Here is a 24,876-nt window from a genome sequence, read left to right on the forward strand (position 1 = left end):
TTACTCCAAAAGACGCAAATTGCTGCATCGTACCTTGTTCTCATTTTAATGAAACAGCCGCCCTTTGTAAAACGTTTTCAAAAAGACAAAAGAAAAAGCCAGCTCTGCGGCTGGCTTTTTCATGAGTGAACTTCCTTCGGTTCGCAGGAAGGACACGTTCCGTAGATTTCGAATTTATGTCCGCTAATGTGATAATCCTCTAAATCGGCGTCTAGCTTGTCCATAGGACAGGCATCGATCTCCTTTGTTTTACCGCATGCAAGACAAATAAAGTGATGGTGGTGATGAGAAAATGAGCATTTAAAACGAAAAAGCTTCTCCCCTGACAATTCCGTTGTTTCTAATATACCTAAGTCTTCATATAGCGATAAGTTTCGATATATCGTATCAAAGCTAAGACCCGGGTAGTCTTCACTTAGTGCCGTCAGCACATTTTTAGCGGTCAAATATTTATCAGAATCAGAAAACAATTGAAGCATATCTTCACGTTTGCTTGTATATTTGTAGCCTTTTTCCTTTAATAAATCAAGCGCTTCTTGTACGTTCATGATGATTCCCCCTTCTGAATTTTCCAATACTAATACATCCGATTAAAATCAAAATGGACAGCATCACAATGGTTCCGCCTGGCGCTAAATCTAGATAATAGCTTAAGATTAATCCGGCCAATACAGACAATTCACCGAACAAGATCGAAAGGAAGATCGCCTGTTTAAATCCTTTAGCAATGCGGATACTTGCCGCAACAGGAAGCGTCATAAGCGCAGAGACAAGCAGTGTACCTACGATACGCATTGATGCCGCAATGACAAGTGCGACGACTAAGATAAAAATAAAATGAATCCATTTCGCTGAAATACCAGAAGCCTTTGCATGCTCTTCATCAAAAGAAAGTAAAAACAATTCTTTATATAAAAGCACGACAACTAACACAACAACGAGTGAAATCCCAACAATAATCCAAAGATCTAATCTCGAAACCGCACTGACACTTCCGAACAAATAACTAAACAAATCGGTATTAAAGCCATTCGCTAGTGAAATGAAGATGACGGAAATCCCGATACCACCTGATAAAATAATAGGAATCGCAAGCTCCTGATAATGCTTATACACGGAGCGCAGACGTTCAATAAACAATGAACCGGCAACAGAAAACGCCATCCCTAAGTACAGCGGGCTCACCCCTGTAAAGAGGCCAAACTTTTTATCAAGAAATAAGCTTGCTGCAATACCGGCAAGTGATACGTGACTGAGGGCATCTGCAATCAGCGAGAGCCTTCTCACGACGATAAATACACCAAGTAAGGGCGCAATAAAGCCGATCAGCATTCCTGCGATAAACGCATTTTGTAAAAATTCATAATGAAAAAATGGAAATAGCATTATTCATGTCCCCCATGATGGTGATGATCGTGATGAATCACTTGAATGTCATGTCCGTAAAATTGAGATAACGCTTGATCATCCATTGAATCAAACGTTTCTGCATCCCCGTGGAAATGAAGTGTCTGATTTAAGCAAGCCACATGGGTGACTTTATCAGACACGGTGCCAACGTCGTGTGTGACGAGAATTAAAGACATTCCTTTTTCTTTGTTCAATGTTTCAAGCAGCTGATAAAAGCCTTCTACTGTCCGCTGATCTACCCCAACCGTCGGTTCATCTAAAATGAGCAGCTTTGGCTGACTGACGAGCGCACGGGCAATAAAAGCACGTTGCTGCTGACCACCTGAAAGTTCACCGATGTTTTGGTGCTTTAAATCTTGTATGCCAACTGAGCGAATGGCATCCTCAACTTGCCATTTGTCCTGCTTGCTCATTCGTTTGAATAAACCAATTTTCGCCGTCAATCCACTTGCAACGACCTCGTAAACAGAAGCAGGGAAACCCGTATTAAAACTATTCGCCTTTTGAGAAACAAATCCAATTTGATCCCAGTCTCTAAATTTTGACGCAGGCGTGCCAAATAGCTTTAATTCACCTTGCTGTGGTTTAATGAGCCCAAGCAGGCATTTTAATAAGGTTGTTTTACCAGATCCATTCGGTCCAACAAGTGCTAGAAAGTTCCCTTCCTCTACTGTTAAATGAATGTGATCAATGACATTTCGCTGTCCATACGAGTACGAAATATCCTTCATTTCAATAATTGGCTTTGCCATGAATCTTTCCACCTTTAATCAATATAAAAAGAATGATTACGATTTATACAACAAAAAGAAAATGGCTTTTGCCATTTTCTCTGTCCATACATATATTTCATTATATAAAAGAAAGATTAAAAAGTAAAATAAAAGCTAATGAATGGCTGTTTTGAACTTACCGCCTTTTGTTTCATGCGTATCCATAATCGTAATAAATGCTTGACCATCAATTTCAAATACAATGGATTTTAGCTTTGTAATTTCAAGTCTTGTGACAACGGCGTAGATGACATCCTTTTCTTCATCTGTATAACCGCCTTTCCCTCTCAGCTTTGTCGTTCCCCTGCCAAGTCGATGAAGAATCGCATCTGAAATTTCATCATAATAATCTGACACGATAATGACAGCTTTTGTTTCATCAAGCCCTTGAATGACAGCATCAATTGTTTTCATTGCCAAATAATATGTCATGACAGAATACATAGCCTGCTCTGGTCCGAAGACAAAGCCTGCCCAAATAAAAATGAACACATTGACGATCATGACAAACTCACCGACGGAGAAAGGAATTTTTTTCGTCAGAAGAATTCCTAAGATCTCTGTTCCATCCATTGAGCCTCCATTACGGATGACAAGTCCAACACCAAAACCAAGTAATAGCCCGCCAAATACAGTGGCTAAGATCGGCTGATTTGTAAATGCCTCTACATGATGGAGTGAAGATTCAATCACGGCTAAGCTGACAATCCCAATCACAGTGGAAATGAGAAACGTTTTCCCAATATGTTTGTATCCTGATATCATAAATGGAATATTTAAAATGACAACAATCGTCGCAAAATTGATGAATGGGTTATCTGTAAAGAGATAATCCAAAATAAGCGAAATGCCGATGATGCCTCCATCAATAATATTGTTTGGCACTAAAAATAATTCAATGCTGACTGCTGCGCATGCAGCTCCTACTAGAATCAGGAAAATTCTCAAAATAAAATGAGGCACTGATTCCTTTCTATGCTGTTTACTATTTGCCATACGTTCTCCCTTCTACACATGTTAAATTTTCAATAATCATTTTATTCACTTTACTATTTTAGCATTTCACAGGGTAAAATAAAATTTTTTGCACATTTTCCGTTTTCGCCCATACATTATTACAGAGGGGAGGAATGGAATTGATTTTAATTCAAAAAATTGTCCTGCAGCGGCTTAATCAGATCACAGCAAATGATCTGTTAAGGTATGCGAAACAGTATGGTGTCAGTTTAACGTCAAACCAAGCTGCCGAGGTGGCCAAACTCATGAATGGGAAAAACGTTAATATTTTTAATGATGCAGAGCGTAACCGGCTTCTTAAGCAAGTGGAAGCGATTACTTCTAAACAGACAGCTCAGACTGTCAATGATCTGTTTAATCAGTTTACAAGTTAAGCAAAAAAGGGCCGCATTTAGCGGCACCTCATGATGTTGTATGCTTTTTTACTGACCCTTAATTTTATCTAGTAAGCCTTCGTCAAATTGCTTTTCTTTCAGCATCTCAATTTCGAATTTGTAAGGTGGTTTTTTGTTCTTTTTATCTTCACCTACATAAGGCGTTTCTAAGATTTTGGGCACATCTTGAAGTTGCGGGTGATGCACAATATAGTTCAGTGCATCGAAGCCAATTTCACCAAAGCCGATATTTTCATGTCGGTCTTTTCTTGCGCCTTGTACGTTTTTACTGTCATTAATATGAAGAACCTTGATTCGGTCAATACCGACGATTCGATCAAATTCTTCTAACACCCCATCAAAGTCAGTTACAATCGGGTAACCAGCATCGTGTGTGTGACACGTATCAAAGCAGACAGAAAGTGCTTCGTTATGTGTCACTCCGTCGATAATTTGGGCAAGCTCTTCAAAGCTTCTTCCGCACTCTGATCCTTTGCCTGCCATTGTTTCAAGTGCAATTTGAACCTTTTGCCCTTTTACGATGACTTCGTTTAAACCTTCAATGATTTTTTGGATTCCTGCTTCTGGTCCTGCTCCGACATGTGCACCTGGGTGGAGAACAATCTGCCCTGCACCTAGCGCTTCTGTACGTTCAATCTCAGAGCGAAGGAAGTCCACGCCAAGCTCAAATGTCGCTGGATTGACGGTGTTCCCAATATTAATAATATACGGTGCATGTACGACGATATCTGTCATACCATGCTCTTTCATATGCGCTTGTCCAGCTTCAATATTGAGGTCTTCAATTTTTTTGCGGCGCGTATTTTGCGGTGCACCTGTATAAATCATAAACGTATTCGAACCATAAGAGGCAGCTTCTTGACTCGCTGCAAGAAGCATATGTTTTCCGCTCATGGATACATGTGAACCAATCTTCAACAATGTTTCCCCCTACTTTCCATTACGCTTTGACTTTCTACGTTCCTGTCTCTTGATTTTGTCCATCTCACGTGTCATTTTCTTTTTATATCCAGGTTTGACGGCTTTCGGTTTTCTCACAAGACGCTTTGCTTTTTCTTCAATTTCATTAGGTGCTTTTTTACGTCTTTGACGCTTCAAGCGGTCATCTGCATCTCGCCATTCGCCATGAACAATGGTTTTGTTTTCAAACACAACGCCCATTTTCTCGATTTGAATGAGTGCATCCTCATCAGCAAGCTCATAAATAGTCATCGCAATTCCAGATGAACCAGCTCGAGCTGTTCTACCAACACGGTGAACATAAAAATCAAGATCAGATGGAAGTTCATAGTTGATCACGTGGCTGACGCCTTTAATATCAATTCCGCGGGCTGCAAGATCAGATGCCACAATATAAGTGAACTCTAAATCATCAATTTGTTTCATTACTTTTTTACGTTCGCGCGGCGTTAATCCGCCATGAAGCACTCCAACTTTCATTCCTTTTTCTTGTAGGAATGATGCGATTTCATCAACGGTTGTTTTTGTATTGGCAAAAATGATGCCTAAATAAGGCTGTACATTCGTCACCATTTCATGAAGCAATTTTAGCTTGTCACGCTGTTTAGATGGGACTAAAATATGCTGAATGTTTTCAGCTGTAATTCGTTTTGGTTCAACATGGGCATATTTTGGATTGTCCATATATTTTTTCAGGAACGGCTTTAGTTTTTCTGGAATAGTTGCTGAGAACACAAGCATTTGCAGCTGTTCTGGCATTTGTGAACCAATACGGTCCACATCTTCTAGAAATCCCATATCCAGCATTAAATCCGCTTCATCAATGACAAGAGATGTCGCTTTGTAAACATTCAGCGCCTGCTCATGAATGAGGTCAGCAATACGTCCAGGTGTACCGACGACCAAATGCGGCTGGGTTTTTAGCTTTTGAATGGATTTCTGCTTGTCCGTTCCGCCAATGTAAAGCTTTGCTTTCATCTCTTCTTCTGGAGAGGCATTCTTTAAAATCGTTTGGGCTTCTTTGAAAATTTGATTGGCTAATTCTCTTGTAGGTGCAGTAATCACAACTTGTACTTGCTCTTTGCTTGGATCAATTGAATGAATAAGCGGCAATAAGTACGCGTGAGTTTTTCCTGTTCCTGTTTGTGATTGACCAATCACGCTTTCTCCTTTTAACACAGCAGGGATGATTCTTTTTTGAATATCAGTTGGCTCATAAAAGCCCAGTTCATGAATAGCATCTATAATAAAAGGCTTTAATTCATATGTCGTAAATTTTGTTTCGTTCATGTTTTCACTCCTTAAGGCAATGCCTTTTTGCTCATCTCCTCATTATAGCTGATTTTCAGCAAAAAAACCATGTCCGCTTTTCTTACAGGAAACCAATTGATGCTTCCTTGCATAACCTATGAAGAGAAAGAGAATGCAGTAAGGGAGGTACAAGTATGTTAGGGCAAAAGCCTATGGGCGATTTTCAGCCGCACCGTCCCTCACGCCGGCATCTTGGAAATGGCGGACAACCCGGGATTTTTCAAAGAGGGCAGCAGCCTCCTATCGAACAGCCTTTTCAAGGGCAAGGCAATCAATTTCAGCAAATGATACCTCGCTCCCCGTCTGTACAGGGAGGCGGTATACGCGGAATGGGCGGAATGCCAGGAGGCGAAAGCCGTGCACTAGGCGGCGGCACAGGAATGAAAGGCATGCTCGCTAAATTTCTTCCTGGCGCAGGGGGAGCAGGGGTCTCTGGAGGTGGTGCGGGATTACAAGGAATCCAGAGCTTCACAAATCCTGCGACCCTCTCAAGCATGTTAGGAAATGTACAAAAAGTGCTCGGTATGGCGCAGCAATTTACGCCAATGATTCAGCAATACGGTCCTTTAGTAAGAAATCTGCCTGCGATGATTAAGCTGTACAGTCAGCTCGGCAGTGCGGATGATGAAACAGGCGAAGATGAAGAACCTAAAGAGATCGGCGAGGAAACAGAAGTGCCGCAAGAAGAAGCAGCACGAGATGATGAAATAGAAGAAAACAAAGAACCAGAGGACATCCTGGTCAAAAAAGCAGCTCCTCACACATCATCTGCTCCTGAAGCAAAACCGAAAAAAAGACCTGGCAGTTCTGTTCCAAAACTATATGTCTAGTGATCTTTTAACGGCGAAGTGTTCACTGCGTATAACAATCTTTGATATATGCGCTTACTTTGGCTATAATGGAAGCTAGAGAATGATAAAAAGCCGTTTTTTACGGCTTTTTATATTGTTCTTCTCTAGAAGCACTTCCCTACAGGAGGACGAATAAATGAATGTAATTAAAATTTCGCCGCGTGGCTATTGCTATGGCGTTGTGGATGCAATGGTCATTGCTAAAAATGCCGCACTTGATAAAAACTTGCCACGCCCAATTTATATATTAGGTATGATTGTGCACAACAAGCACGTGACAGATGCCTTCGAAGAAGATGGGATCTACACACTGGACGGACCAAACCGCATGGACATTTTAAAGCAGGTTGAAAGCGGAACAGTCATTTTCACCGCTCACGGCGTTTCACCTGAGGTTCGTCAAATTGCAGAAGAAAAAGGCCTTATCACCATTGATGCAACCTGTCCCGATGTAACGAAAACACATGAACTCATTTCAGAGAAAACAGCCGATGGATATGACATTATTTATATTGGGAAAAAGGGTCATCCTGAGCCAGAGGGAGCTGTCGGAGTAGCTCCTGACAAGGTGCATCTTGTCGAAACAGAAGCCGACATTGAGGCGCTCGATTTAACATCAGATAAACTGCTCATCACCAATCAGACGACGATGTCTCAGTGGGATGTTCACGATCTAATGGAGCTGATTAAAGAGAAATACCCTCACGTCGAGTACCATCAAGAAATTTGTCTTGCGACACAGGTACGTCAGGAAGCTGTTTCCGAGCAAGCTGGCCAAGCTGATCTTACCATTGTTGTCGGCGATCCAAAAAGTAATAACTCCAACCGTCTGGCACAAGTGTCCATGGAGATTGCTGGAACGCAGGCTTACCGTATTGGTGACCTAAGTGAGCTCAAGCTGGAGTGGCTGCAAGGCGTAAATACCGTTGCCGTTACTGCTGGTGCTTCAACACCAACACCTATTACAAAGGAAGTCATACGTTTCTTAGAAAACTACGAGCCGGATGATGAAGCAACTTGGAAGATTGAACGGTCGGTTCCTCTTTCGAAAATACTACCGCGCGTGAAAACAAAGAAATAAAGAAAACGTCAGAGCATAGCAGCTCTGACGTTTTTTTGTTTACATAAATTGAAATGGGTTTGTGTTCGATTCAGAAACAAAGAGCTGTACATCATACTTTTTATCTGAACATAGCGATTGAAGCTTCGCCTTTACGCCCTCTTTCATAATCTTTTCTGCATAATGCCCTGGGTCCACTACGTTCAGCCCGAGCATCATGGCATCATGGGCGACATGGAAATAAAGATCCCCTGTCACATACACATCAGCACCCATTCTTTTCGCTTGATGAATGTATTTATTTCCGTCTCCGCCAAGCACAGCCACTTTTTTCACAACAGCGTCCTGATCACCTACAAAGCGAGCACCATTTACATCCAGCTTTGTCTTCACAAATCGTGTAAAATCTCCAAGGGTCATAGGCTCTCTTAGCTCCCCTATACGGCCAAGGCCTTTTTGAATAGGAGGAAGATCTGTCGTGTGTACACTATAAGCGACTTCTTCATAAGGATGTGCTTTGATCATTTCACGAATCACTTGTTTTTCTATACTTGCCGGGAAAATGGTTTCAATCCGCACTTCTTTGACAAATTCCAATTGACCGCTCTCACCAATGAACGGATCCGCATCTTCTGATGGCAAAAAGCTGCCTGTCCCCTCATTTGAAAACGCGCAATGGCTGTAGTTGCCAATATGGCCAGCGCCTGCATTTCCTAAAGCTGTACGGATGGCTTCTTCAAATTCCTGCGGGACATACAGGGCAAGCTGTTTGATTTGATCTTCATATGTCGGGACTAACACACTTGTTTCTTCAAGCTCTAAAGCCTCCGCAAGCAAGTCATTGACTCCTCCATCAGCCACATCTAAATTCGTATGTGCCACATATACCGCAATATCATGTTTGATGCATTTCTCAATGATCCGTCCAGCTGGCTGATCTGTCGCTACATGTTTTAACGGACGGAAGATCGGTGGATGGTGAGCAATAATGAGATCCACATTTCTTTCGATCGCCTCATCTACCACATTCTCTAATACATCCAAGGTGATCATGACATTGTTTACCTTTTTATTTAACGTCCCAATCTGGAGACCGATTTTGTCACCTTCTACGGCATATGCCTTTGGTGAAAATTGTTCAAATAATTGGATGATTTCATGTCCGTTTACTGTTTTAGCCAACAGTCAAAACCTCCTTTAGAATCTTTATTTTTACATGCAGCTCTTCAAGGCGCTCCTTATTCTCTTCTGCCCGCGCTGCCTGCTGAATTTGACTTTCTATTTTCTCCATATGCTGAAGCTCTTGCATCCACTTGCGCCGGAAGACGTCGTTTTGCTCTTTCGCAAGAAACGGACCAACTAGCATGCCTGTTTCAATCGACATCCCTTCATAGGCTTTATCTTTGTCGCCTTTTTCTGCGATCATGATTTCGTATATTTTGCCATCCTCTTCTAAAATGACTTCATCCATCAATTCATACCCCTCTTGATAGAGCCATAAACGAATGTGGTGAGCATGGATATTTGGCTGAAGAATGAGCCTCTCATGGCCTGCGAGCTTATGCTTGCCATCATTTAAAATGCTTGCGATGAGTGCTCCGCCCATACCTGCAATCGTGATAGCATTCACTTCGCCCTTTTCAATAACTTCAAGGCCATTGCCTTTTCTGACCGAGATCTGGTCATCTAATTCAAGTCTATGTACTTGCTGCTTCGCCGATTGAAGCGGTCCCTCAGTAATTTCACCAGCAATGGCTTTTACTGCTTTTTGATGCAGGATCGCATAGCATGGCAAATAGGCATGATCTGAGCCGATATCAGCAAAGACGGCCTCATGCGGTAAAAAGTCTGCGACTCTTTTTAATCGTTTTGATAAATTCATTTCATTCATACGTATCACTACTTTTCTTTAATGTTCATACTTGTCTATCTTATATAAATTATGGACTTTTTAAAAGTCGTTTTCAAATGAAAAAAGCTCTTCTGATGAAAAAGAGCTTTTTGCGTAACATTATTTAATTTTGGATACCCATTCCGACATTTCATCGAGCTTTTCATTCGGGATCAGCCCGCCTGGCATCCCGTTGCCGCCTTCTTGAATTTTCTTCTTGATGTCTGCCACTTCAAGCTTGTCTCCAACGCCTTTTAATGCAGGACCTGCGCCGCCTTCATAGTTTTCCCCGTGACAGCTCAGACAGTTTTGCTTATACAATTCTTCCGGCGTCGCATTCGCTGTCTCTTCTTGTTTTTGCTCCTCGCCTCCAGAGGCGATTTTGTCTTCATCTTTCAACCCCTTCATTGATAAGAAAAAAGTGAGTCCAATACCTAAAATGGCAATCAATAAGAATGGTATAAGTGGATTCCGTTTCATTTCTTTCATCCTCCCCTTTGTGAAAACCCCTTTGAGACTATGCAAACAATTCTAATTCTACTTTAATTTTACAAAAAGTAAACGAATTATGATACAAAACTTTGGTCAAGTTCACAGATTAGACAAAAATGATGCAAGATGAGAAATGAAGCCTTCAGCACATTTTGATGTATTTTTTATACATCTTTTCTCTAAGAACGTTGCAAATTCATTTGTTATTCAGTAAAATATAATCAGATTGAAAAAAGCGTTTTCATTTTTGATGAAGAAAGAACGGATCTCTTTCAAGATCCGTCCAGTTTCTACTCTAAGAAGTCTTTTAATCGTTTACTTCTGCTTGGGTGTCTTAATTTACGCAGAGCTTTCGCTTCAATTTGGCGGATACGCTCTCTTGTGACGCCGAACACCTTTCCAACCTCTTCTAACGTACGTGTTCTTCCGTCATCTAGTCCGAAGCGTAGTCTCAGTACATTTTCTTCACGGTCCGTTAGCGTGTCTAATACATCTTCAAGCTGCTCTTTTAACAATTCGTATGCAGCATGGTCAGATGGAGATGTCGCCTCTTGGTCTTCAATAAAATCACCAAGATGCGAGTCATCTTCTTCACCAATAGGTGTTTCTAAAGATACAGGCTCTTGCGCAATTTTAAGAATTTCTCTTACCTTTTCTGGAGTTAAATCCATGTCTTCAGCAATTTCCTCTGGCGTTGGTTCTCTGCCTAGGTCTTGCAGAAGCTGTCTTTGAACACGGATCAATTTATTAATGGTTTCCACCATATGAACCGGGATCCTGATTGTTCTGGCCTGATCGGCAATCGCACGCGTGATCGCCTGTCTAATCCACCAGGTTGCATATGTTGAGAATTTGTATCCTTTGCGGTAATCAAACTTCTCAACTGCCTTCATAAGACCCATGTTTCCTTCTTGAATCAAGTCAAGGAACAGCATACCACGACCGACGTAGCGTTTCGCGATGCTGACAACGAGACGAAGGTTTGCTTCCGCTAATCTTCTTTTTGATTCCTCATCGCCTTCTTCGATCTTTTGAGCATACGTAATTTCTTCTTTAGCAGATAACAAATTGACGCGTCCGATTTCTTTTAAATACATACGAACAGGATCATTAATTTTGACACCTGGTGGTACGCTTAAATCATTCAGGTCAAATTCCTCTTCTGCTTTAGCCAGCTGCTGAACATTTGGGTCTTCTGTCTCTTCGTTTTCACTGATGAGCTCTACACCCTGTTCGCCTAAGTATTCATAGTATTCATCCATTTGGTCTGATTCAATTTCAAAGCTAGACATACGCTCTGCAATTTCTTCGTATGTTAAAACGCCCCGTTTTTTACCCGTTTCAGTGAGCTTATCTCTCACCTGTTCAAAGGTTAATTCAGTTTCGGTTTCGTGGGCTTGTTTATCAGCCATTATGGATCCCTCCTTCCAAAGCTTGCAACGAATTCTAAAGTAACTTGCGATTTGCTTTCGCTCTGCTTTTCTCTCTTTATCAAACAGATGAGCAAATAGGAATAAAATAAATAATGATGAAGGCAAGATGCTTGCGGTCTTATGCTCCTCCCGTAAAGGATTCATTGCCAGCCGTAAGTCTTGTCATAAATATTAGACGTATTACTTCAGCGAACGGTTCAACTGAATAATTTCTTTTGCAAGTGTTGCCGCTTTGAAGAAATCTTTTTGCCTCTCCGCTTCTGCACGTTCTAGTTCTTTTTCCTTTATCATTGACAAATTCCGATGATTCAACACTTTTTTTACATAATCACTTAATTCAGCTTCACTTAGTTCGTCTCCAACTTGAATCATGAATATATCCGTCAGAAGCTGATTGATAATATCATCTTCTATACGGTTCATCAGATGCTGCGGCGTTGGTTCTTTGCCTTCTTCATACAAAGCATAAATGTACGTGGCCAGCGCCCTGTGAGAATCTATATTAAATTCAATACCTACTCTGTCAAGTACTTTTCGGATCACGTCATCACTTTTTAACATATGAGCAAGCAGCATTCGCTCTGCATTTTCATATGCTGGCCGCAGACGCTTTCTTCTTACCTGTGTTGACAGATGTGCACGCCGTTTTTCAAGCCCGCTTTCTTCCTGTGTGCTTTTGGCTTCTTGCCGCTGCTGTTTTTCAAACAGCTCCAGTTGTTCTTTTAATGAATCAAGTGAGATCGAGAACTCTCCAGCAAGCTGTTTCATGTAAATCTCTTGTTCCAAGGAACCGTTTAACCGGCTAATTTCTCGGAGTACCTGCTTCATATAAGTAAGCCGGTCTCCTTCGTCAGATAAATTCTTTCCCCTACGGAAAAAGTTCATCTTAAAAGTCATTAATGTCACACTTGCATCTATGATGTCATTCCTAAATTTCTCGCCGCCATATTTACGAATGTAATCATCTGGATCAAGTCCATCTGGTATCATGGCAACGCGAACTTTACATCCTCTTTTTCCAAGCAAATCTGATGCTTTCATGGTGGCTTCATAACCGGCCGTGTCAGAGTCATAGCAAAGAATGATCTCTTCTACGTTACGTCTGAGAAGTTTTACGTGCTCTTCTGTTAGAGACGTACCCATTGTTGCAACACTTTCGCCGACACCTGATGTGACAGCTGAAATGACGTCAGCAAATCCTTCGAAAAGAACCGCCCGTTCGCGTTTTCGTATATGCATACGCGCGTCATGAAAGTGATAAAGCAGCTTACTTTTATGAAAAAGTGGCGTTTCAGGACTATTCATATACTTAGGCTGCTGATCACCAAGCGATCTTCCGGAAAAAGCGACGACTGTCCCATGATGATCATGAATGGGAAACATCACACGATCCCTAAAGCGGTCAAAAAAGCCTGTTCCGTTTTCACGTTGAATCAAAAGACCAGCCTTCTCCATCATCACAGGATCAAACCCTCGTTTTTCTAAAAACTTGGTCACGAAATCCCAAGAGTCAAGAGCATATCCGATCTCAAACTTGGCAATTGTTTCATCCGTAAAGCCTCTCGCCCGTAAATAATCGAGTGCGTTTTGACCTTCCTTTGTATTTACCAGCAAATGGTGGTAAAATTTCTTAAGAAGCTCATGCGCTTCAATCATTTTATGATCTGCAGTGTCCTCTTGCTGTGAGGAGCTGACCTGAGCATTTGCTACATGATCAGGCAAATCAATATGGTACTTATCAGCAACATGTGAAACGGCTTCAATAAATGAGTAGCCTTCCATTTGTCTGAGGAACGAAAATACATTACCTCCTGCACCACAGCCAAAACAATGGAAGATTTGCTTATCTGCTGAAACAGAGAATGAAGGAGTATTTTCACCATGGAATGGACAAAGACCGAAGTAATTTCGACCTTGCTTTCTAAGCTGTACGTATTCTCCAATCACTTCGACAATGTCTGCGTTTTTTTGGATTTGCTCCAAAAGTTCATCTGGTATACGTTTGCTCATCCTATAACACTCCGTCGTACATTATTCGCCTTTTAATTCAAAAATCCTTCATGATTCGACAGGATTTTTTGTAGCTGCGCAATAAATCGCTTTTTATCCTCTTCTAAAAGCTTTTTGGGACCTTTTCCATATACACCTTTTCTTCGCTGTTTACTGGAAACATGTCTGCGTTCCAAATCAAAATCAATTGTTTCGTTTGTGTACATCCGTCCTCTTTCAGACAGTACAATGATCTGTCTTGGAAGCAGTAAGGAGGCAAGACCAATGTCTTGGGTGACGACAATATCATGCGCGGCAGCTGAGTTCGCAATGACTAAATCCGCTGCTTCCTTATGTGTATCTACAAACCGCCAATCTTCAAGTGGAGATCTTTTGGTTTGAAAATGCTCATATGAAGCAATGAACGTCACAGGTACTTGAAATTGAGATGCGACAGAAAGGATTTCGTCTTTTACAGGACAAGCATCTGCATCGACATAAATCGTCCTCTCTTGTTTATGTTCATTCAGGTGACTAATTCTCCATCCCTCCACCTTATTCCTGCTTTAGAGAAGCAAAAAGACCATACTTTCCCCCCATATAGCAAACAACAGTAAAACTCATTTTGTCGAAAAGTTATGTTCAGAATCACTTGACTTCTGCCAATATTAGTTTATTCGTTCTTGACTTAACTTAAACCTAAAATCAATCATTTTATCACAATTTTTTATTATAATACAAATGCAGCAAATATGCCATTGTTTTTGTTTACCCGTTTCCCACCATAGGAAAAACCCAGGAGGAGCATCCTGAGTTTATTCGGAACCTCTTTTGGTCAGCATTTGATGAATGACATTTGCCGTTTCCTCAACTGCTTTATTCGATACATCAACGACTTGACAGTTAATGCGGTCCACCACTTTTTCAAAATACTCTAGTTCTTCTTTAATCCGCTCAATGTTCGCATAAATTGCGCGATCATTTAAACCTAGAGATTTCAAACGCTCTTTACGAATATGATTTAGTTTGTCTGGACTGATTTTTAGACCGATGCATTTTTTTGGATCAACTGAAAATAACTCCTCTGGCGGATCTACTTCAGGAACAATTGGAACGTTTGCTACCTTCAGCCGTTTATGCGCCAAGTATTGAGATAGTGGTGTCTTAGATGTGCGTGATACACCGATGAGCACAATATCAGCCTTTAGAATGCCTCTTGGGTCTCTGCCGTCATCATACTTCACTGCGAACTCAATGGCTTCAACCTTTTTAAAATAGTCCTCATCTAATTGACGTACACGCCCCGGCTCATGTTTCGCTTCATTTCCATAAGCAGTCTCCATTTTATCGATGAGTGGTCCGATGATGTCATAATAAACGACTCCGTTTGCTTCTGCCTCTTCAATTAAGAATTGGCGCATTTCTGGCACAACAAGAGTAAAGCAGACGATTCCGTTATCTGCTTTCGCCAGTGAAATGACTTCTTTAATCGTACCGACATCCTCTACATACGGAATTCTTCTAATATTTGAATGGTCTGATGAACCGCCATCAAATTGGCTAAGTGCCGCTTTGACCACGAGCTCTGCCGTTTCTCCTACTGAATCTGATACCACAAAAATTACGCGATTACTCATAACATCCCCTCGCAGTCTTCTTTAATTAGATTATTTCATTCTCCGATAAGCTAACAAGTATTTTCGTCATGTTTGTTTTCGTAATTCTGCCGACCACTTCAAAGCCTTTATCCGTATCTTTTATAACAGGAAGTGCATCTATCTGCTTTTCAATCAAGTGCTTCGCCACATCCATAATGAAATCTTCCTTGCGGCAAACGGTGATGTTCGGCATTCTTGTCATAATAATATGGACAGGGATAGATGGAAGCTCCTGTTTTCCAATACTTGCGCGAAGGAGGTCTTTCCTTGACAACACGCCTGTTAAAATAGAGTGATCATCCACAACGAATAATGTGCCCACATCCTCTAAAAACATCGTACAAATCGCATCATAAACTGAAACATTCTCATGTATCACCACTGGAATGGATTGAAAATCTTTTACTTGAAGTTTTTTCAGCTTATCTGCTAGAAGCTGCGTGCCTGTTTTTCCTGTGAAAAAGTAGCCGACCCTTGGTCTTGCTTCTAAAAAGCCTGACATCGTTAATATGGCTAAATCCGGTCTGAGGGTCGCCCTAGTTAAGTTCAGCCGATCGGCGATATGCTCTCCAGTGATCGGACCATTCTCTTTGACAATCTGTAAAATCTGCTCTTGCCGTTTATTTAACTCGATTGTACTCACCACCTTTAAATAGAGAGAGCGAATCTTTACTTTATGTATATCATTTTCATAACTCATCATATTATAGCGCATCTTTGTCCGAATGAAACAAAAATCCACTCAAAAACCGTGAATTAAATGAGTAAAAAACGATTGCCCTTCGAAAAAGGCAACCGTTCTTAGGTATTTATTTTACAATTAAATTGTTCATATTCGCAAATGATTGAATGACTTTGGCTAGTTTGACCATTTGCGCCAAACGATTTCGCTTCAGCTTTTCATCATCCGCATGTACCATTGTGTGATCGAAATAATGAACAATCGGTGTTTTTAACGTATCTAGCGCCTCAAGTGCTGCGCTGTATTGCCCTGCTGCTACATGTTCCTTGACAGCTGTCTCTACTTGTTGATACGCCTCATATAGCTTTTGCTCATGCTCATTTTCAAACAGCTCAGGCTGAATCTCTGCATCTTCCCCTTTTTTACTGATTGAAATGACGCGTCCTAATGCTTCTGCCGTTTCTTTGAAGCTTTCTTGTTTCACGCTCTCTTCAAGAACAGCTGCTTTTTTCACGACTGCATAAGGTTCAATATTTTCAACATCCAGCACTGCATCGACAACATCATGACGGATATGCTCTGCTTGGAGGACATATTTTAAACGGTGTGTCAAAAATTCAATCAGAGCAGCTTCATGTTCTGCTTCTACTTGAGCAAGTGCCAAAAGCTCTTTAAATGAAATATTCCAATGACGATCGAGCAGGATTTGAACGATACCGCTCGCTTGTCTTCTCAGTCCATAAGGGTCTTGAGAGCCTGTTGGAATGACATCAATTGAGAAGAAGGAACAAATAGAATCCAGCTTATCTGCTACTGCCACAATCGCACCAATCAAAGTGGAGGGCGCCTCATCACCGGCAAAGCGCGGCATATAGTGCTCGTTGATGCTCTTTGCCACTTCTTCATGTTCGCCAAGTGCTTTTGCATATTTCTCGCCCATGATTCCTTGTAATTCTGGGAATTCATAGACCATTTGAGTCACAAGATCAAACTTCGAAATACTTGCTGCTCTTGCCACTCGTTTTGTCGTTTCGTCATCTGCATCGACATGCGCTGCTAGGCGGGTCGCAATGTCTGTCACTCTCTTTAGCTTGTCGCCAATTGTGCCAAGTTTCTCATGGAATACAACTTTATCAAGCTTCTTAATATTGTCATCAATGACTAGTTTTTCGTCTTCTTTATAGAAGAATGCAGCATCTGATAAACGTGCACGAAGTACTTTTTCGTTCCCTCTTGCGACATTTTCAAGCGCCTCACTGTTTCCATTTCTGACCGTAATAAAGTGCGGCAATAATTCCCCTTGCTCATTTTTCACAGGGAAGTAGCGCTGATGCTCTTTCATTGTGGTCACTAATACTTCTTCCGGCAATGCAAGGAATTCTTCTTCAAAGGAACCAGATAGTACCGTTGGGTATTCTACAAGATCGTTGACTTCTTCTAGAAGCTCAGGATCAACAGGAATGACCCAGCCTTTTTCTGAAGATAGAGCATTTAGCTGCTCAGTAATGGATTGTTTTCTTTTATCTGAATCTGCAATGACAAATTGATCGCGCAATGTTTGCTCATAAGAAGCAGGCGAGTCGATGGTGGCTCCCCTACCAAGGAAACGGTGTCCTCTTGTCTCACGGCCGCTTTTCACCCCGGCAATTTCAACAGGTACAATCTCCTCTCCAAATAAACAAACAATCCATTTAATCGGACGGATATAGCGTAAATCTTTGCTTCCCCATCTCATGTTCTTTGGAAAACTTAATGAGGCAGCAATCTCACCTAACGCTGGCAGAAGGTCTTTGACTTGCTTTCCTTCTTGAAACTTTTGGACATGAACGTAGTCCACTCCTTTGATCTCTTTAAAATAGAGATCAGCTGTTGAGGCACCTTGTCCGCGGGCAAAGCCTTCTGCTGCTTTTGTCCAATTGCCTTCAGCATCTTGCGCAATCTTTTTAGCCGGACCTTTTGCTTCTTCTTTGATGTCTTCTTGTTTTTCTGCGACACCTTTCACGAGTACAGCAAGACGTCTTGGTGAGTTGAATAAAGCAACATCTTCAAATGAAATATTTTGCGTTTCAAACCATGCTTTTACTTTCTCACCTAGCTGCTTTGTGCTTTCCGGCATGAAACGAGCCGGCATCTCTTCTAAGCCAATTTCGAGTAATACATCTTGTTTATTCATGAGAAGCCGCCTCCTCTTTTAGCATAGGGAATCCCAATTTTTCTCGTTCTTCATAATATGTTTTGGCTACTTTTCTGGCTAACTGGCGCACTCTTCCGATATAGCCAGTTCGCTCGGTAACAGAAATCGCGCCTTTTGCATCGAGCAGGTTAAACGTATGAGAGCATTTGAGCACATAATCGTATGCTGGGTGAACAAGCCCTTTGTCCATTTGGCTATGCGCTTCCTTCTCATAGGTCGTAAATAACTCAAACAGCATGTCAGTATTAGATGTTTCAAATGTATAAACAGAGTGCTCATATTCAGCCATTAAGAATAAATCTCTGACCGTAAATCCGTCTGTCCATTCAAGATCGAAGACATTTTCTTTGTCCTGGATGTAGGAAGCAAGACGTTCAATACCGTATGTGATTTCAACGGAAACAGGCTTACATTCTAAGCCGCCGACTTGCTGGAAATACGTGAATTGTGTAATTTCCATCCCATCAAGCCATACTTCCCAGCCAAGTCCTGCACAGCCTAGAGATGGGTTTTCCCAGTTGTCTTCCACAAAACGAATATCATGTTTCAGCGGGTCAATACCAAGTGCTTTCAATGATTCAAGATACAGTTCTTGAATATTGTCAGGTGACGGCTTAATGATCACTTGAAATTGATGATGCTGATACAATCTATTTGGGTTTTCTCCATATCTGCCATCAGCCGGGCGTCTTGAAGGCTCTACATATGCTACCTTCCACGGCTCTGGGCCAATGCTTCGCAGGAACGTGTATGGACTCATCGTTCCGGCACCTTTTTCTGTGTCATACGCCTGCATTAATACGCAGCCTTCATTTGACCAATGCTTTTGCAGCGTCAAAATCATGTCTTGAATATTCAATGATCGCACCTCCATCTTTTCTACACCATCCGCTATGATATGGCGGGTGGGGATGAGAACCCCGCAAAAGAACACAAAAACTCCCGTCTCTATGCTCGCAAGGCTCCTTGCAAACATAGGGACGAGAGTTTTTCCCGCGGTTCCACCCTATTTGCTGGTGTCGTAGCATCCAGCCGCTTTGTTTTACGTTGCTCAAGAATGCCTTTCGTTACGCCTCCATCCTTAGCTCACACCGCCCTAAGGTCGCTTTTAATGAATTCTGCGTAAGTACTTCTTTCTGTCAATGCAACATATTTTATCTTAGATGATCTTACAAAAAGTCATGGGAGATGTCAACTTTTGTTTTCCCCGCCCATTAGCTTTTTCATGGATTCCATCTGATTCATGAATTTTTTTGATTTCAAATAAAGGCCTGAATACTCTTCATAGTAGTGATCGAGCACTTGACGAATTTCTTGTTTCGTCTGCGGTTTCACATCAACCTGACCGAGCCTTGATAAATCAAAATAATGAAATAAACGGAGCAGCCTTGCAGCTGCTGGAGATAAGGGCAGTTTATAAGGATCTTTAGAAAAGCAATTTTGGCAAATGAAGCCGTTATCTCTAATAGAGAAATGAAACTGCCCTTCTTTTTGACCACAATGGACACATTGATCAAGTTCAGGCTTCATTCCCATTACTGATAACATTTTGACCTCTACGATAAATAAGATAATATCAGCATCTGTGCCTTCATTCAGATGACGCAGAGATTGAAGCAGGAGCTCAAACAAATAAGGGTTTGGCTTTTTTTCTTCTGTGCCTTTATCGAGTAACTCTGTCATATATGCGGCATATGCGGTCAAAAATAAATCCTCCCGAATGGTTCGCATACTTTCAATCATTTCGCCTTGCTGGAGCGTTCCAAGTCCTGTTGATGATTGGATCAGAAAGGTTCCGTATAAAAACGGCTGGCTTATGGCTGACAGGCGGCTGTTTGATTTTTTTGCACCTCTTGCCATCACGCCAATTTTCCCATGTTCTCTAGTGAGCAGCGTGACAATTTTGTTTGTTTCGCCATAATCTGTTGTTCTAAGGACGATTCCTTCACTTTTAATGAGCATTTGTCTACACTCCGAGCATTGGAGGGGGTCAAGAATTATAAGATTGGAAAATCAAATCGTGCTATCTCTTCTTCAAGTACATCGGGTCTTTCCAGGTTCTCCTTTTCTAACTCTTTGAAAAGCAGATACGTGTCAACGCTTCCTGTTTGTGAAAATACGTTCCATGTAAAATTCAACATAAAAACCCCACCTTTCTTTATTAGAAGCAGCAACGCTACATCCAACATATTAATTTTATCTTGACCAAGCTACCTCCATTTCATGATAAACAATTTTTACTAATCGAACCGCACCATTGTCAAATTTTATGACAACAGCAGCGATTTTTTAATATTCGTCTTCTCTAAATCCGAAGTCACGAAGGTGAGTGGATTTATTACGCCAGTCCTTCTGAACCTTTACCCAAAGCTCCAGATACACTTTTGAACCGAGAAGTGCTTCAATATCTCTGCGCGCTTTTTGTCCCACTTCTTTTAATAAGCTGCCTCGTTTACCAATGACGATCCCTTTTTGTGAATCACGTTCTACGACAATGGTCGCCGCAACATGGATCTTGCCATTTTCATCTGGCTTAATGGATTCGATCGCAACTGCAATACTGTGCGGGATCTCTTCTCTCGTTAAATGCAGCACTTTTTCACGAATTAATTCAGAAATAATAAACCGCTCTGGATGATCTGTTACTTGATCTGCCGGATAAAATTGAGGGCCCTCAGGAAGATAACCTTCAATCTGCTGAAGAAGCGTGTCAATGTTGTTTCCTTCAAGAGCTGAAATTGGCACAATTTCCTTAAATGGATAACGTGTGCGGTATTCATCAATTAAAAGGAACAGCTCATCTGGGTGAATTTGGTCGATTTTATTGACGACTAGGAATACCGGTGTAGATGTTTGCTTGAGTCGTTCAATGATGAATTCATCACCCTTGCCATAGCCTTCCTGTGCATTGATCATAAACAAGATCAGGTCGACTTCCTTCAGTGTATTTGTAGCCACTCTCATCATAAAGTCACCAAGCTTATGCTTAGGTTTATGAATCCCTGGTGTATCGATAAAGATCGTTTGTGACGTGTTTGTTGTCAAGACACCTTGCACTTTGTTTCGTGTCGTTTGGGGCTTATCACTCATGATGGCGATCTTTTGTCCAATCACACGATTAAGAAAGGTTGATTTTCCTACATTTGGTCTTCCAATAATTGATACAAATCCTGATTTGAAGCTTTCGTTAGTCATTTAAATCCTCCGGTGAAAATGCGCCTGGCAATAGTTCGTTTACTGTTGTTTCGTATATATGTCCTTTTAAGTTCGTTAGAATCACTGGCATATCAGGTGCACACAGCTCTGAAATGACCTGTCTGCATGCGCCGCACGGCGAAACAGGCCGGTCTGTATCAGCCACTACCGCTAGCATTTGAAACGATGTGATGCCTTCTGAATAGGCTTTAAAAAGTGCTGTTCTTTCCGCACAATTACACATGCCATATGCTGCATTTTCAATGTTGCAGCCGCCATACACTTTTCCATCATTCGACAATAATGCTGCACCGACTTTGAATTTTGAATAGGGTACATATGCAAAATCTCTTGCTTTAACTGCTTCTGAAATCAACTCTTGTTTGTTCATTCCTAGTTCCCACTTTCAGAAGAAATGGACCCACTGTCACATTTATATTTTACATAATTCACGTGACATTTTCACGCCCATTTCTAAAAATGTTAATAAATAGTAATATTGTTCTATTGCATGATCTTCGGTAAGAAGATGATCACCCCAATCATAACCGAAATCGCGGCGTAAACGCAAACAGCGCCTGCTGCAGCGTCCTTCGCTCTCTCTGCAAGAGGGTGCTTATCTTCTGTCATCAGGTCCACTGTATGTTCAATGGCTGTATTGACAAGTTCAAGCGCAAACATCCCCCCGCATAAAAGCAAAACGATCATCCATTCGTATGGTTCAATGTGAAACCAAAAGCCGCAGATCACCACGATGATGGCTGCGACTGTGTGAAATCGAAAATTCCGTTCATTCAAGAAAGTTCGCCATATTCCTCTAAATGCATAATAAAAACTCCGAAAAAAACGGGCAAGCGGCCTTCTTTTCTTACGAAGATCTTGAAAGGCCATAATCATCCAAGATCTTTGTCTGTTTGGCGAACATTTCTTTTTCATCTTCTTCTGTCATATGATCAAACCCGAGCAAATGAAGGAACCCATGAATGGTGAGGAATCCAAGCTCTCTCATAAAGGAATGTCCATATTCCTCTGCCTGCTCTTTCGTACGGTCCACACTAATGATGATGTCGCCGAGTACAGGCGGAATATCATCAGCACCAATGATTTCAATTTCCCCTTCTCCTTCTTCCTCAAGTGCAAAGGAGATGACATCCGTTGGTGCGTCTTTCCCGCGGTATTCTTTATTGATTTGATGAATCTCTTCATTCGAGACGATCGTCACTGATACCTCCGCTTGATCTTTGACCTCAAGGGCATCTGCAGCGAACTGAAGAAGCTTTTCCACTTCTTCAAGCTGCTCTTTTGATACTTGTCCTGTTTCATCTATTAAATCGATTAACAATGTCATTTACTTCACCTTCTGCTTCGGGGCATCTGGATATTCAATCCGAGAATGAAAAATCCCCTTTAATGTTGTACAAATCGTTTGACCAATAATATTTAATTCTTTAAATGTCAGATCACATTCACTAAATTGCCCATCCTGCATTTTATCTGAAATAATGCCTTTGACGAGCTTTTCGATTCGCTCTGGATTTGGATTATGCATCGATCGTACTGCCGCTTCAACGCTGTCCGCTACAGAAATAATTGCCGCTTCTTTTGATTGCGGTTTTGGACCAGGATAACGGAATTCTTCCTCTGTCACCTGATCATCACGCTCTTTTGCCTTATAGTAAAAGAACTTTAACAGTGACTTCCCGTGATGCTGTTCTGCAATATCGACAAGCTCTTCAGGAAACTTCTTTTCTCTCAGCATATCAGCTCCATCTGTCGTATGGGCAATAATGATATTTTTACTTAGCTGAGGAGAAAGCTTGTCATGCGGATTATCAATGTTCATTTGGTTTTCGATAAAGTATTGCGGTCTTTTCGTTTTCCCAATGTCATGATAATAAGCGCCAACCCTTGCTAAAAGACCGTTTGCACCAACTGCTTCACATGCAGCATCCGCTAAATTTGCCACCATGACACTATGATGATATGTACCTGGTGTCTCTGTTAAAATCTTTTTGAGCAGCGGATGATTTGGGTTTGATAATTCAATCAGCTTCATTGTTGAAAGGATGCCGAACATACTCTCAAACACAGGCATTAACCCAATGACCAAAATAGATGATGCAAACCCTGACACAAACGCCATCATGAGGTTCACACCGATTTCAAGCCCTGATGGTGAGGAGTTTTGGATCAGCGTAATGGATAGAACCACAAGGACATTCATTAAAGCGACCCAAAGCCCTGCCTGCAATATTTTTGAACGTGCATTATGCTTTCTCAAAAATAAAATGCCCGCCATCCCGTTCACAAGGTAATAAGCACAGATCACATAGTTAAAGACGCCGGTTACTCCTTGATTAAACATCATACTGCCGCAAAGAGCAAATACAAGGCCAGAGAAGATCGCTAGCCGCTCATTGATAAGCAGCTTGATCAGCATCGTGCCAAGTGCCACTGGTACCACATAACCTATCGTCGTATACTTCGTTTCCTGGAAGAGACTGAATACTTCCATGATGACTAAAATAATGGTGAAAATAAGCGAGTAGAGCAGCAACGACTTATTCTTATGAACAAGCGATTTTTTCCTCGTTTCAAGTGAATGAATAATCGCTGCTAAAAACAGACCAATCAATATCATAAGACCGCTTACAGGCTTAATCAAATTGGAGCTGTTTAAGAGGCCTGTCAGTTCTAATTTACGATACACTTCCCGGTCGATAAGTTCTCCTTCTTCGACTAAAATTTGCCCTTGCTTAATCTGAACCGGCTGAATATTATCAGCGGCTTCTTGTCTTTTCTTCTCTGTAGCCACTGGATCAAATACATAGTTTGGAATGATCGCAAATTCACCAATTTCTTTTGCTGCATTTAAGTATTTTGATGGAATTGAATTATTTTCAAGCTCTGTTTTCACTTGTTTTTTCTCATCTTGTAATTTCGCTGCTGTGATTTCTTTACTCATCAGTGAATTCACCACTGTGATGATGGAATCCTTAGTAAAAGAGAGATTTTCGTCACTTGCCTGAAGCAGTGCTTTGATGGATTGGTCTGAAACAGCCTCCTGCATATCTGATGTGAGTTTTTCTTTGACACGCTTGACCATTTCTTTATCTGATGGCGGATTCTCTTTTTCATCAGCTGCTTTCTTCTCTTCTTTAATGGCTTCAAAAAGGGAGGAGATGAGGTCAACACGATTGTCAGAATACGCTTTTTTGAGTGTATATTGATCCTCTACTTGATCTGTTGCTTCTTGCTTCTTTTCTTCTGTCGCTTCTTGATCATCGACGGTTGATGGAGAATAGATGGTCTGTTCGCTCACTGAAAATAAATCTAAGTCGAGCGATTCAGGCTTTACATGGAAGAAGAGCACCACGAATAGAATGGCTGCTAAACCTGCGTATAGCAAAACATTTAAATAACGTGAGCGCTCCATTTTCTGAGGTTCTTTTTTAGACAGTAGTCTTTTGCGCTGACTGTCTTTCTGATTCTTTCTCAAGGAAAGTACCTCCTTTTTTACTTTTAACCACGATCGAAACAAAATGACCCGATGAAGACGATCGGG

At 41.3% G+C, this 24,876-nt stretch carries 26 protein-coding genes; 3 read left to right on the top strand and 23 right to left on the bottom strand.

Features of this window, described 5'->3' with window-relative positions; all coding sequences use genetic code 11:
* Positions 1–119 precede the first annotated feature (119 nt).
* From zur to C6344_RS07290, 4 genes are all read right to left on the bottom strand, one after another.
* A complete protein-coding gene (gene zur, locus C6344_RS07275; RefSeq protein ID WP_012010595.1) occupies positions 120–548 on the bottom strand; it encodes a zinc uptake transcriptional repressor Zur in 429 nt (142 codons plus the stop codon).
* Positions 526–1,386, bottom strand: a complete 861-nt coding sequence (locus C6344_RS07280; RefSeq protein ID WP_106042422.1) for a metal ABC transporter permease — start codon at positions 1,384–1,386, stop codon at positions 526–528. Before C6344_RS07280 ends, zur begins: the two co-directional genes overlap by 23 nt.
* Positions 1,386–2,162, bottom strand: coding sequence for a metal ABC transporter ATP-binding protein (locus C6344_RS07285; RefSeq protein WP_095285396.1), 777 nt, complete (start codon positions 2,160–2,162; stop codon positions 1,386–1,388). Before C6344_RS07285 ends, C6344_RS07280 begins: the two co-directional genes overlap by 1 nt.
* A 135-nt stretch (positions 2,163–2,297) precedes the next feature.
* Positions 2,298–3,179, bottom strand: coding sequence for a YitT family protein (locus C6344_RS07290; RefSeq protein WP_066030651.1), 882 nt, complete (start codon positions 3,177–3,179; stop codon positions 2,298–2,300).
* A gap of 140 nt (positions 3,180–3,319) precedes the next feature.
* Here C6344_RS07290 and C6344_RS07295 point away from each other — a divergent pair, with 140 nt between their 5' ends.
* Entirely contained in the window at positions 3,320–3,574 is a 255-nt protein-coding gene (locus tag C6344_RS07295) for a DUF2624 domain-containing protein (protein WP_060596669.1), read from the top strand.
* Between the two features lie 48 nt (positions 3,575–3,622).
* Here C6344_RS07295 and C6344_RS07300 read toward each other — a convergent pair whose 3' ends face one another.
* Together C6344_RS07300 and C6344_RS07305 are read right to left on the bottom strand one after the other, a co-directional pair.
* Positions 3,623–4,516, bottom strand: a complete 894-nt coding sequence (locus C6344_RS07300) for a deoxyribonuclease IV (RefSeq protein ID WP_066030650.1) — start codon at positions 4,514–4,516, stop codon at positions 3,623–3,625.
* 9 nt (positions 4,517–4,525) lie between these two features.
* The gene (locus tag C6344_RS07305; RefSeq protein WP_060596668.1) at positions 4,526–5,845 is read right to left on the bottom strand and encodes a DEAD/DEAH box helicase; all 1,320 of its coding nucleotides are present in this window, start codon (positions 5,843–5,845) and stop codon (positions 4,526–4,528) included.
* 155 nt (positions 5,846–6,000) lie between these two features.
* Between C6344_RS07305 and vrrA the strand changes: the two genes are divergently transcribed.
* Both vrrA and C6344_RS07315 read left to right on the top strand, forming a co-directional pair.
* A complete protein-coding gene (gene vrrA / locus C6344_RS07310) occupies positions 6,001–6,696 on the top strand; it encodes a VrrA/YqfQ family protein (RefSeq protein ID WP_066030649.1) in 696 nt (231 codons plus the stop codon).
* A 157-nt stretch (positions 6,697–6,853) separates the two neighbouring features.
* The gene (locus C6344_RS07315) at positions 6,854–7,798 is read left to right on the top strand and encodes a 4-hydroxy-3-methylbut-2-enyl diphosphate reductase (RefSeq protein WP_034661333.1); all 945 of its coding nucleotides are present in this window, start codon (positions 6,854–6,856) and stop codon (positions 7,796–7,798) included.
* 39 nt (positions 7,799–7,837) lie between these two features.
* Here C6344_RS07315 and C6344_RS07320 read toward each other — a convergent pair whose 3' ends face one another.
* The 17 genes from C6344_RS07320 to C6344_RS07400 all read right to left on the bottom strand — a co-directional run bounded on the left by C6344_RS07320 (position 7,838) and on the right by C6344_RS07400 (position 24,771).
* Positions 7,838–8,959 carry a Nif3-like dinuclear metal center hexameric protein gene (locus tag C6344_RS07320; RefSeq protein WP_060596667.1) on the bottom strand — a complete coding sequence of 374 codons (1,122 nt, stop codon included), beginning with the start codon at positions 8,957–8,959 and terminating at the stop codon, positions 7,838–7,840.
* Positions 8,952–9,668: a tRNA (adenine(22)-N(1))-methyltransferase gene (locus tag C6344_RS07325; protein ID WP_106030984.1), complete on the bottom strand. Its 717-nt coding sequence runs from the start codon at positions 9,666–9,668 to the stop codon at positions 8,952–8,954. The genes C6344_RS07320 and C6344_RS07325 overlap by 8 nt, the downstream gene beginning before the upstream one ends.
* A gap of 120 nt (positions 9,669–9,788) precedes the next feature.
* Positions 9,789–10,148 carry a cytochrome c550 gene (gene cccA / locus C6344_RS07330; RefSeq protein WP_003217503.1) on the bottom strand — a complete coding sequence of 120 codons (360 nt, stop codon included), beginning with the start codon at positions 10,146–10,148 and terminating at the stop codon, positions 9,789–9,791.
* Between the two features lie 302 nt (positions 10,149–10,450).
* Positions 10,451–11,572, bottom strand: coding sequence for an RNA polymerase sigma factor RpoD (gene rpoD / locus C6344_RS07335; protein WP_008342392.1), 1,122 nt, complete (start codon positions 11,570–11,572; stop codon positions 10,451–10,453).
* A 201-nt stretch (positions 11,573–11,773) separates the two neighbouring features.
* Positions 11,774–13,603, bottom strand: a complete 1,830-nt coding sequence (gene dnaG / locus C6344_RS07340; RefSeq protein ID WP_106048382.1) for a DNA primase — start codon at positions 13,601–13,603, stop codon at positions 11,774–11,776.
* A 32-nt stretch (positions 13,604–13,635) separates the two neighbouring features.
* Positions 13,636–14,136 carry a YaiI/YqxD family protein gene (locus C6344_RS07345; RefSeq protein ID WP_106072836.1) on the bottom strand — a complete coding sequence of 167 codons (501 nt, stop codon included), beginning with the start codon at positions 14,134–14,136 and terminating at the stop codon, positions 13,636–13,638.
* Positions 14,137–14,397: 261 nt separating this feature from the next.
* Positions 14,398–15,219 (bottom strand): pyruvate, water dikinase regulatory protein, encoded by an 822-nt coding sequence (locus C6344_RS07350; protein ID WP_008342399.1) that lies wholly within the window; start codon positions 15,217–15,219, stop codon positions 14,398–14,400.
* 25 nt (positions 15,220–15,244) lie between these two features.
* Entirely contained in the window at positions 15,245–15,883 is a 639-nt protein-coding gene (gene ccpN / locus C6344_RS07355; protein ID WP_024423017.1) for a transcriptional regulator CcpN, read from the bottom strand.
* A 166-nt stretch (positions 15,884–16,049) separates the two neighbouring features.
* On the bottom strand, positions 16,050–18,095 hold the full coding sequence (glyS, locus tag C6344_RS07360; protein ID WP_106039267.1) for a glycine--tRNA ligase subunit beta: 2,046 nt from the start codon (positions 18,093–18,095) through the stop codon (positions 16,050–16,052).
* Entirely contained in the window at positions 18,088–18,975 is an 888-nt protein-coding gene (gene glyQ, locus C6344_RS07365; protein ID WP_012010611.1) for a glycine--tRNA ligase subunit alpha, read from the bottom strand. Before glyQ ends, glyS begins: the two co-directional genes overlap by 8 nt.
* A gap of 332 nt (positions 18,976–19,307) precedes the next feature.
* Positions 19,308–20,078 carry a DNA repair protein RecO gene (recO, locus tag C6344_RS07370; protein ID WP_034661344.1) on the bottom strand — a complete coding sequence of 257 codons (771 nt, stop codon included), beginning with the start codon at positions 20,076–20,078 and terminating at the stop codon, positions 19,308–19,310.
* Positions 20,079–20,113: 35 nt separating this feature from the next.
* Positions 20,114–20,257, bottom strand: coding sequence for a YqzL family protein (locus C6344_RS07375; RefSeq protein ID WP_003217288.1), 144 nt, complete (start codon positions 20,255–20,257; stop codon positions 20,114–20,116).
* A 148-nt stretch (positions 20,258–20,405) separates the two neighbouring features.
* Positions 20,406–21,311, bottom strand: coding sequence for a GTPase Era (gene era, locus C6344_RS07380; RefSeq protein WP_060596663.1), 906 nt, complete (start codon positions 21,309–21,311; stop codon positions 20,406–20,408).
* A complete protein-coding gene (locus tag C6344_RS07385) occupies positions 21,304–21,702 on the bottom strand; it encodes a cytidine deaminase (protein WP_034661347.1) in 399 nt (132 codons plus the stop codon). The genes era and C6344_RS07385 overlap by 8 nt, the downstream gene beginning before the upstream one ends.
* Before the next feature lie 113 nt (positions 21,703–21,815).
* Entirely contained in the window at positions 21,816–22,202 is a 387-nt protein-coding gene (locus tag C6344_RS07390; protein WP_060596662.1) for a diacylglycerol kinase family protein, read from the bottom strand.
* A complete protein-coding gene (ybeY, locus tag C6344_RS07395) occupies positions 22,180–22,659 on the bottom strand; it encodes an rRNA maturation RNase YbeY (RefSeq protein WP_012010615.1) in 480 nt (159 codons plus the stop codon). The genes C6344_RS07390 and ybeY overlap by 23 nt, the downstream gene beginning before the upstream one ends.
* Positions 22,660–24,771, bottom strand: coding sequence for an HD family phosphohydrolase (locus C6344_RS07400; RefSeq protein ID WP_374955736.1), 2,112 nt, complete (start codon positions 24,769–24,771; stop codon positions 22,660–22,662).
* Positions 24,772–24,876: the final 105 nt, after the last annotated feature.

The sequence above is a fragment of the Bacillus sp. GBSW19 genome (assembly GCF_002998655.1).
Lineage (GTDB): Bacteria > Bacillota > Bacilli > Bacillales > Bacillaceae > Bacillus.

Bases quoted from the DNA above. Each gene is read 5' to 3' on its own strand.
- dnaG (WP_106048382.1), bottom strand. From the start codon at position 13,603: ATGAGCAAACGTATACCAGATGAACTTTTGGAGCAAATCCAAAAAAAC.
- C6344_RS07385 (WP_034661347.1), bottom strand. From the start codon at position 21,702: ATGAACAAACAAGAGTTGATTTCAGAAGCAGTTAAAGCAAGAGATTTT.
- rpoD (WP_008342392.1), bottom strand. From the start codon at position 11,572: ATGGCTGATAAACAAGCCCACGAAACCGAAACTGAATTAACCTTTGAA.
- C6344_RS07315 (WP_034661333.1), top strand. From the start codon at position 6,854: ATGAATGTAATTAAAATTTCGCCGCGTGGCTATTGCTATGGCGTTGTG.
- C6344_RS07290 (WP_066030651.1), bottom strand. From the start codon at position 3,179: ATGGCAAATAGTAAACAGCATAGAAAGGAATCAGTGCCTCATTTTATT.
- C6344_RS07285 (WP_095285396.1), bottom strand. From the start codon at position 2,162: ATGGCAAAGCCAATTATTGAAATGAAGGATATTTCGTACTCGTATGGA.
- zur (WP_012010595.1), bottom strand. From the start codon at position 548: ATGAACGTACAAGAAGCGCTTGATTTATTAAAGGAAAAAGGCTACAAA.
- C6344_RS07390 (WP_060596662.1), bottom strand. From the start codon at position 22,202: ATGGCCTTTCAAGATCTTCGTAAGAAAAGAAGGCCGCTTGCCCGTTTT.
- ybeY (WP_012010615.1), bottom strand. From the start codon at position 22,659: ATGACATTGTTAATCGATTTAATAGATGAAACAGGACAAGTATCAAAA.
- C6344_RS07350 (WP_008342399.1), bottom strand. From the start codon at position 15,219: ATGAGTAATCGCGTAATTTTTGTGGTATCAGATTCAGTAGGAGAAACG.
- C6344_RS07305 (WP_060596668.1), bottom strand. From the start codon at position 5,845: ATGAACGAAACAAAATTTACGACATATGAATTAAAGCCTTTTATTATA.
- vrrA (WP_066030649.1), top strand. From the start codon at position 6,001: ATGTTAGGGCAAAAGCCTATGGGCGATTTTCAGCCGCACCGTCCCTCA.
- C6344_RS07375 (WP_003217288.1), bottom strand. From the start codon at position 20,257: ATGTTGAATTTTACATGGAACGTATTTTCACAAACAGGAAGCGTTGAC.
- C6344_RS07325 (WP_106030984.1), bottom strand. From the start codon at position 9,668: ATGAATGAAATGAATTTATCAAAACGATTAAAAAGAGTCGCAGACTTT.
- recO (WP_034661344.1), bottom strand. From the start codon at position 20,078: ATGCTCATTAAAAGTGAAGGAATCGTCCTTAGAACAACAGATTATGGC.
- glyS (WP_106039267.1), bottom strand. From the start codon at position 18,095: ATGAATAAACAAGATGTATTACTCGAAATTGGCTTAGAAGAGATGCCG.
- cccA (WP_003217503.1), bottom strand. From the start codon at position 10,148: ATGAAACGGAATCCACTTATACCATTCTTATTGATTGCCATTTTAGGT.
- era (WP_060596663.1), bottom strand. From the start codon at position 21,311: ATGACTAACGAAAGCTTCAAATCAGGATTTGTATCAATTATTGGAAGA.
- C6344_RS07280 (WP_106042422.1), bottom strand. From the start codon at position 1,386: ATGCTATTTCCATTTTTTCATTATGAATTTTTACAAAATGCGTTTATC.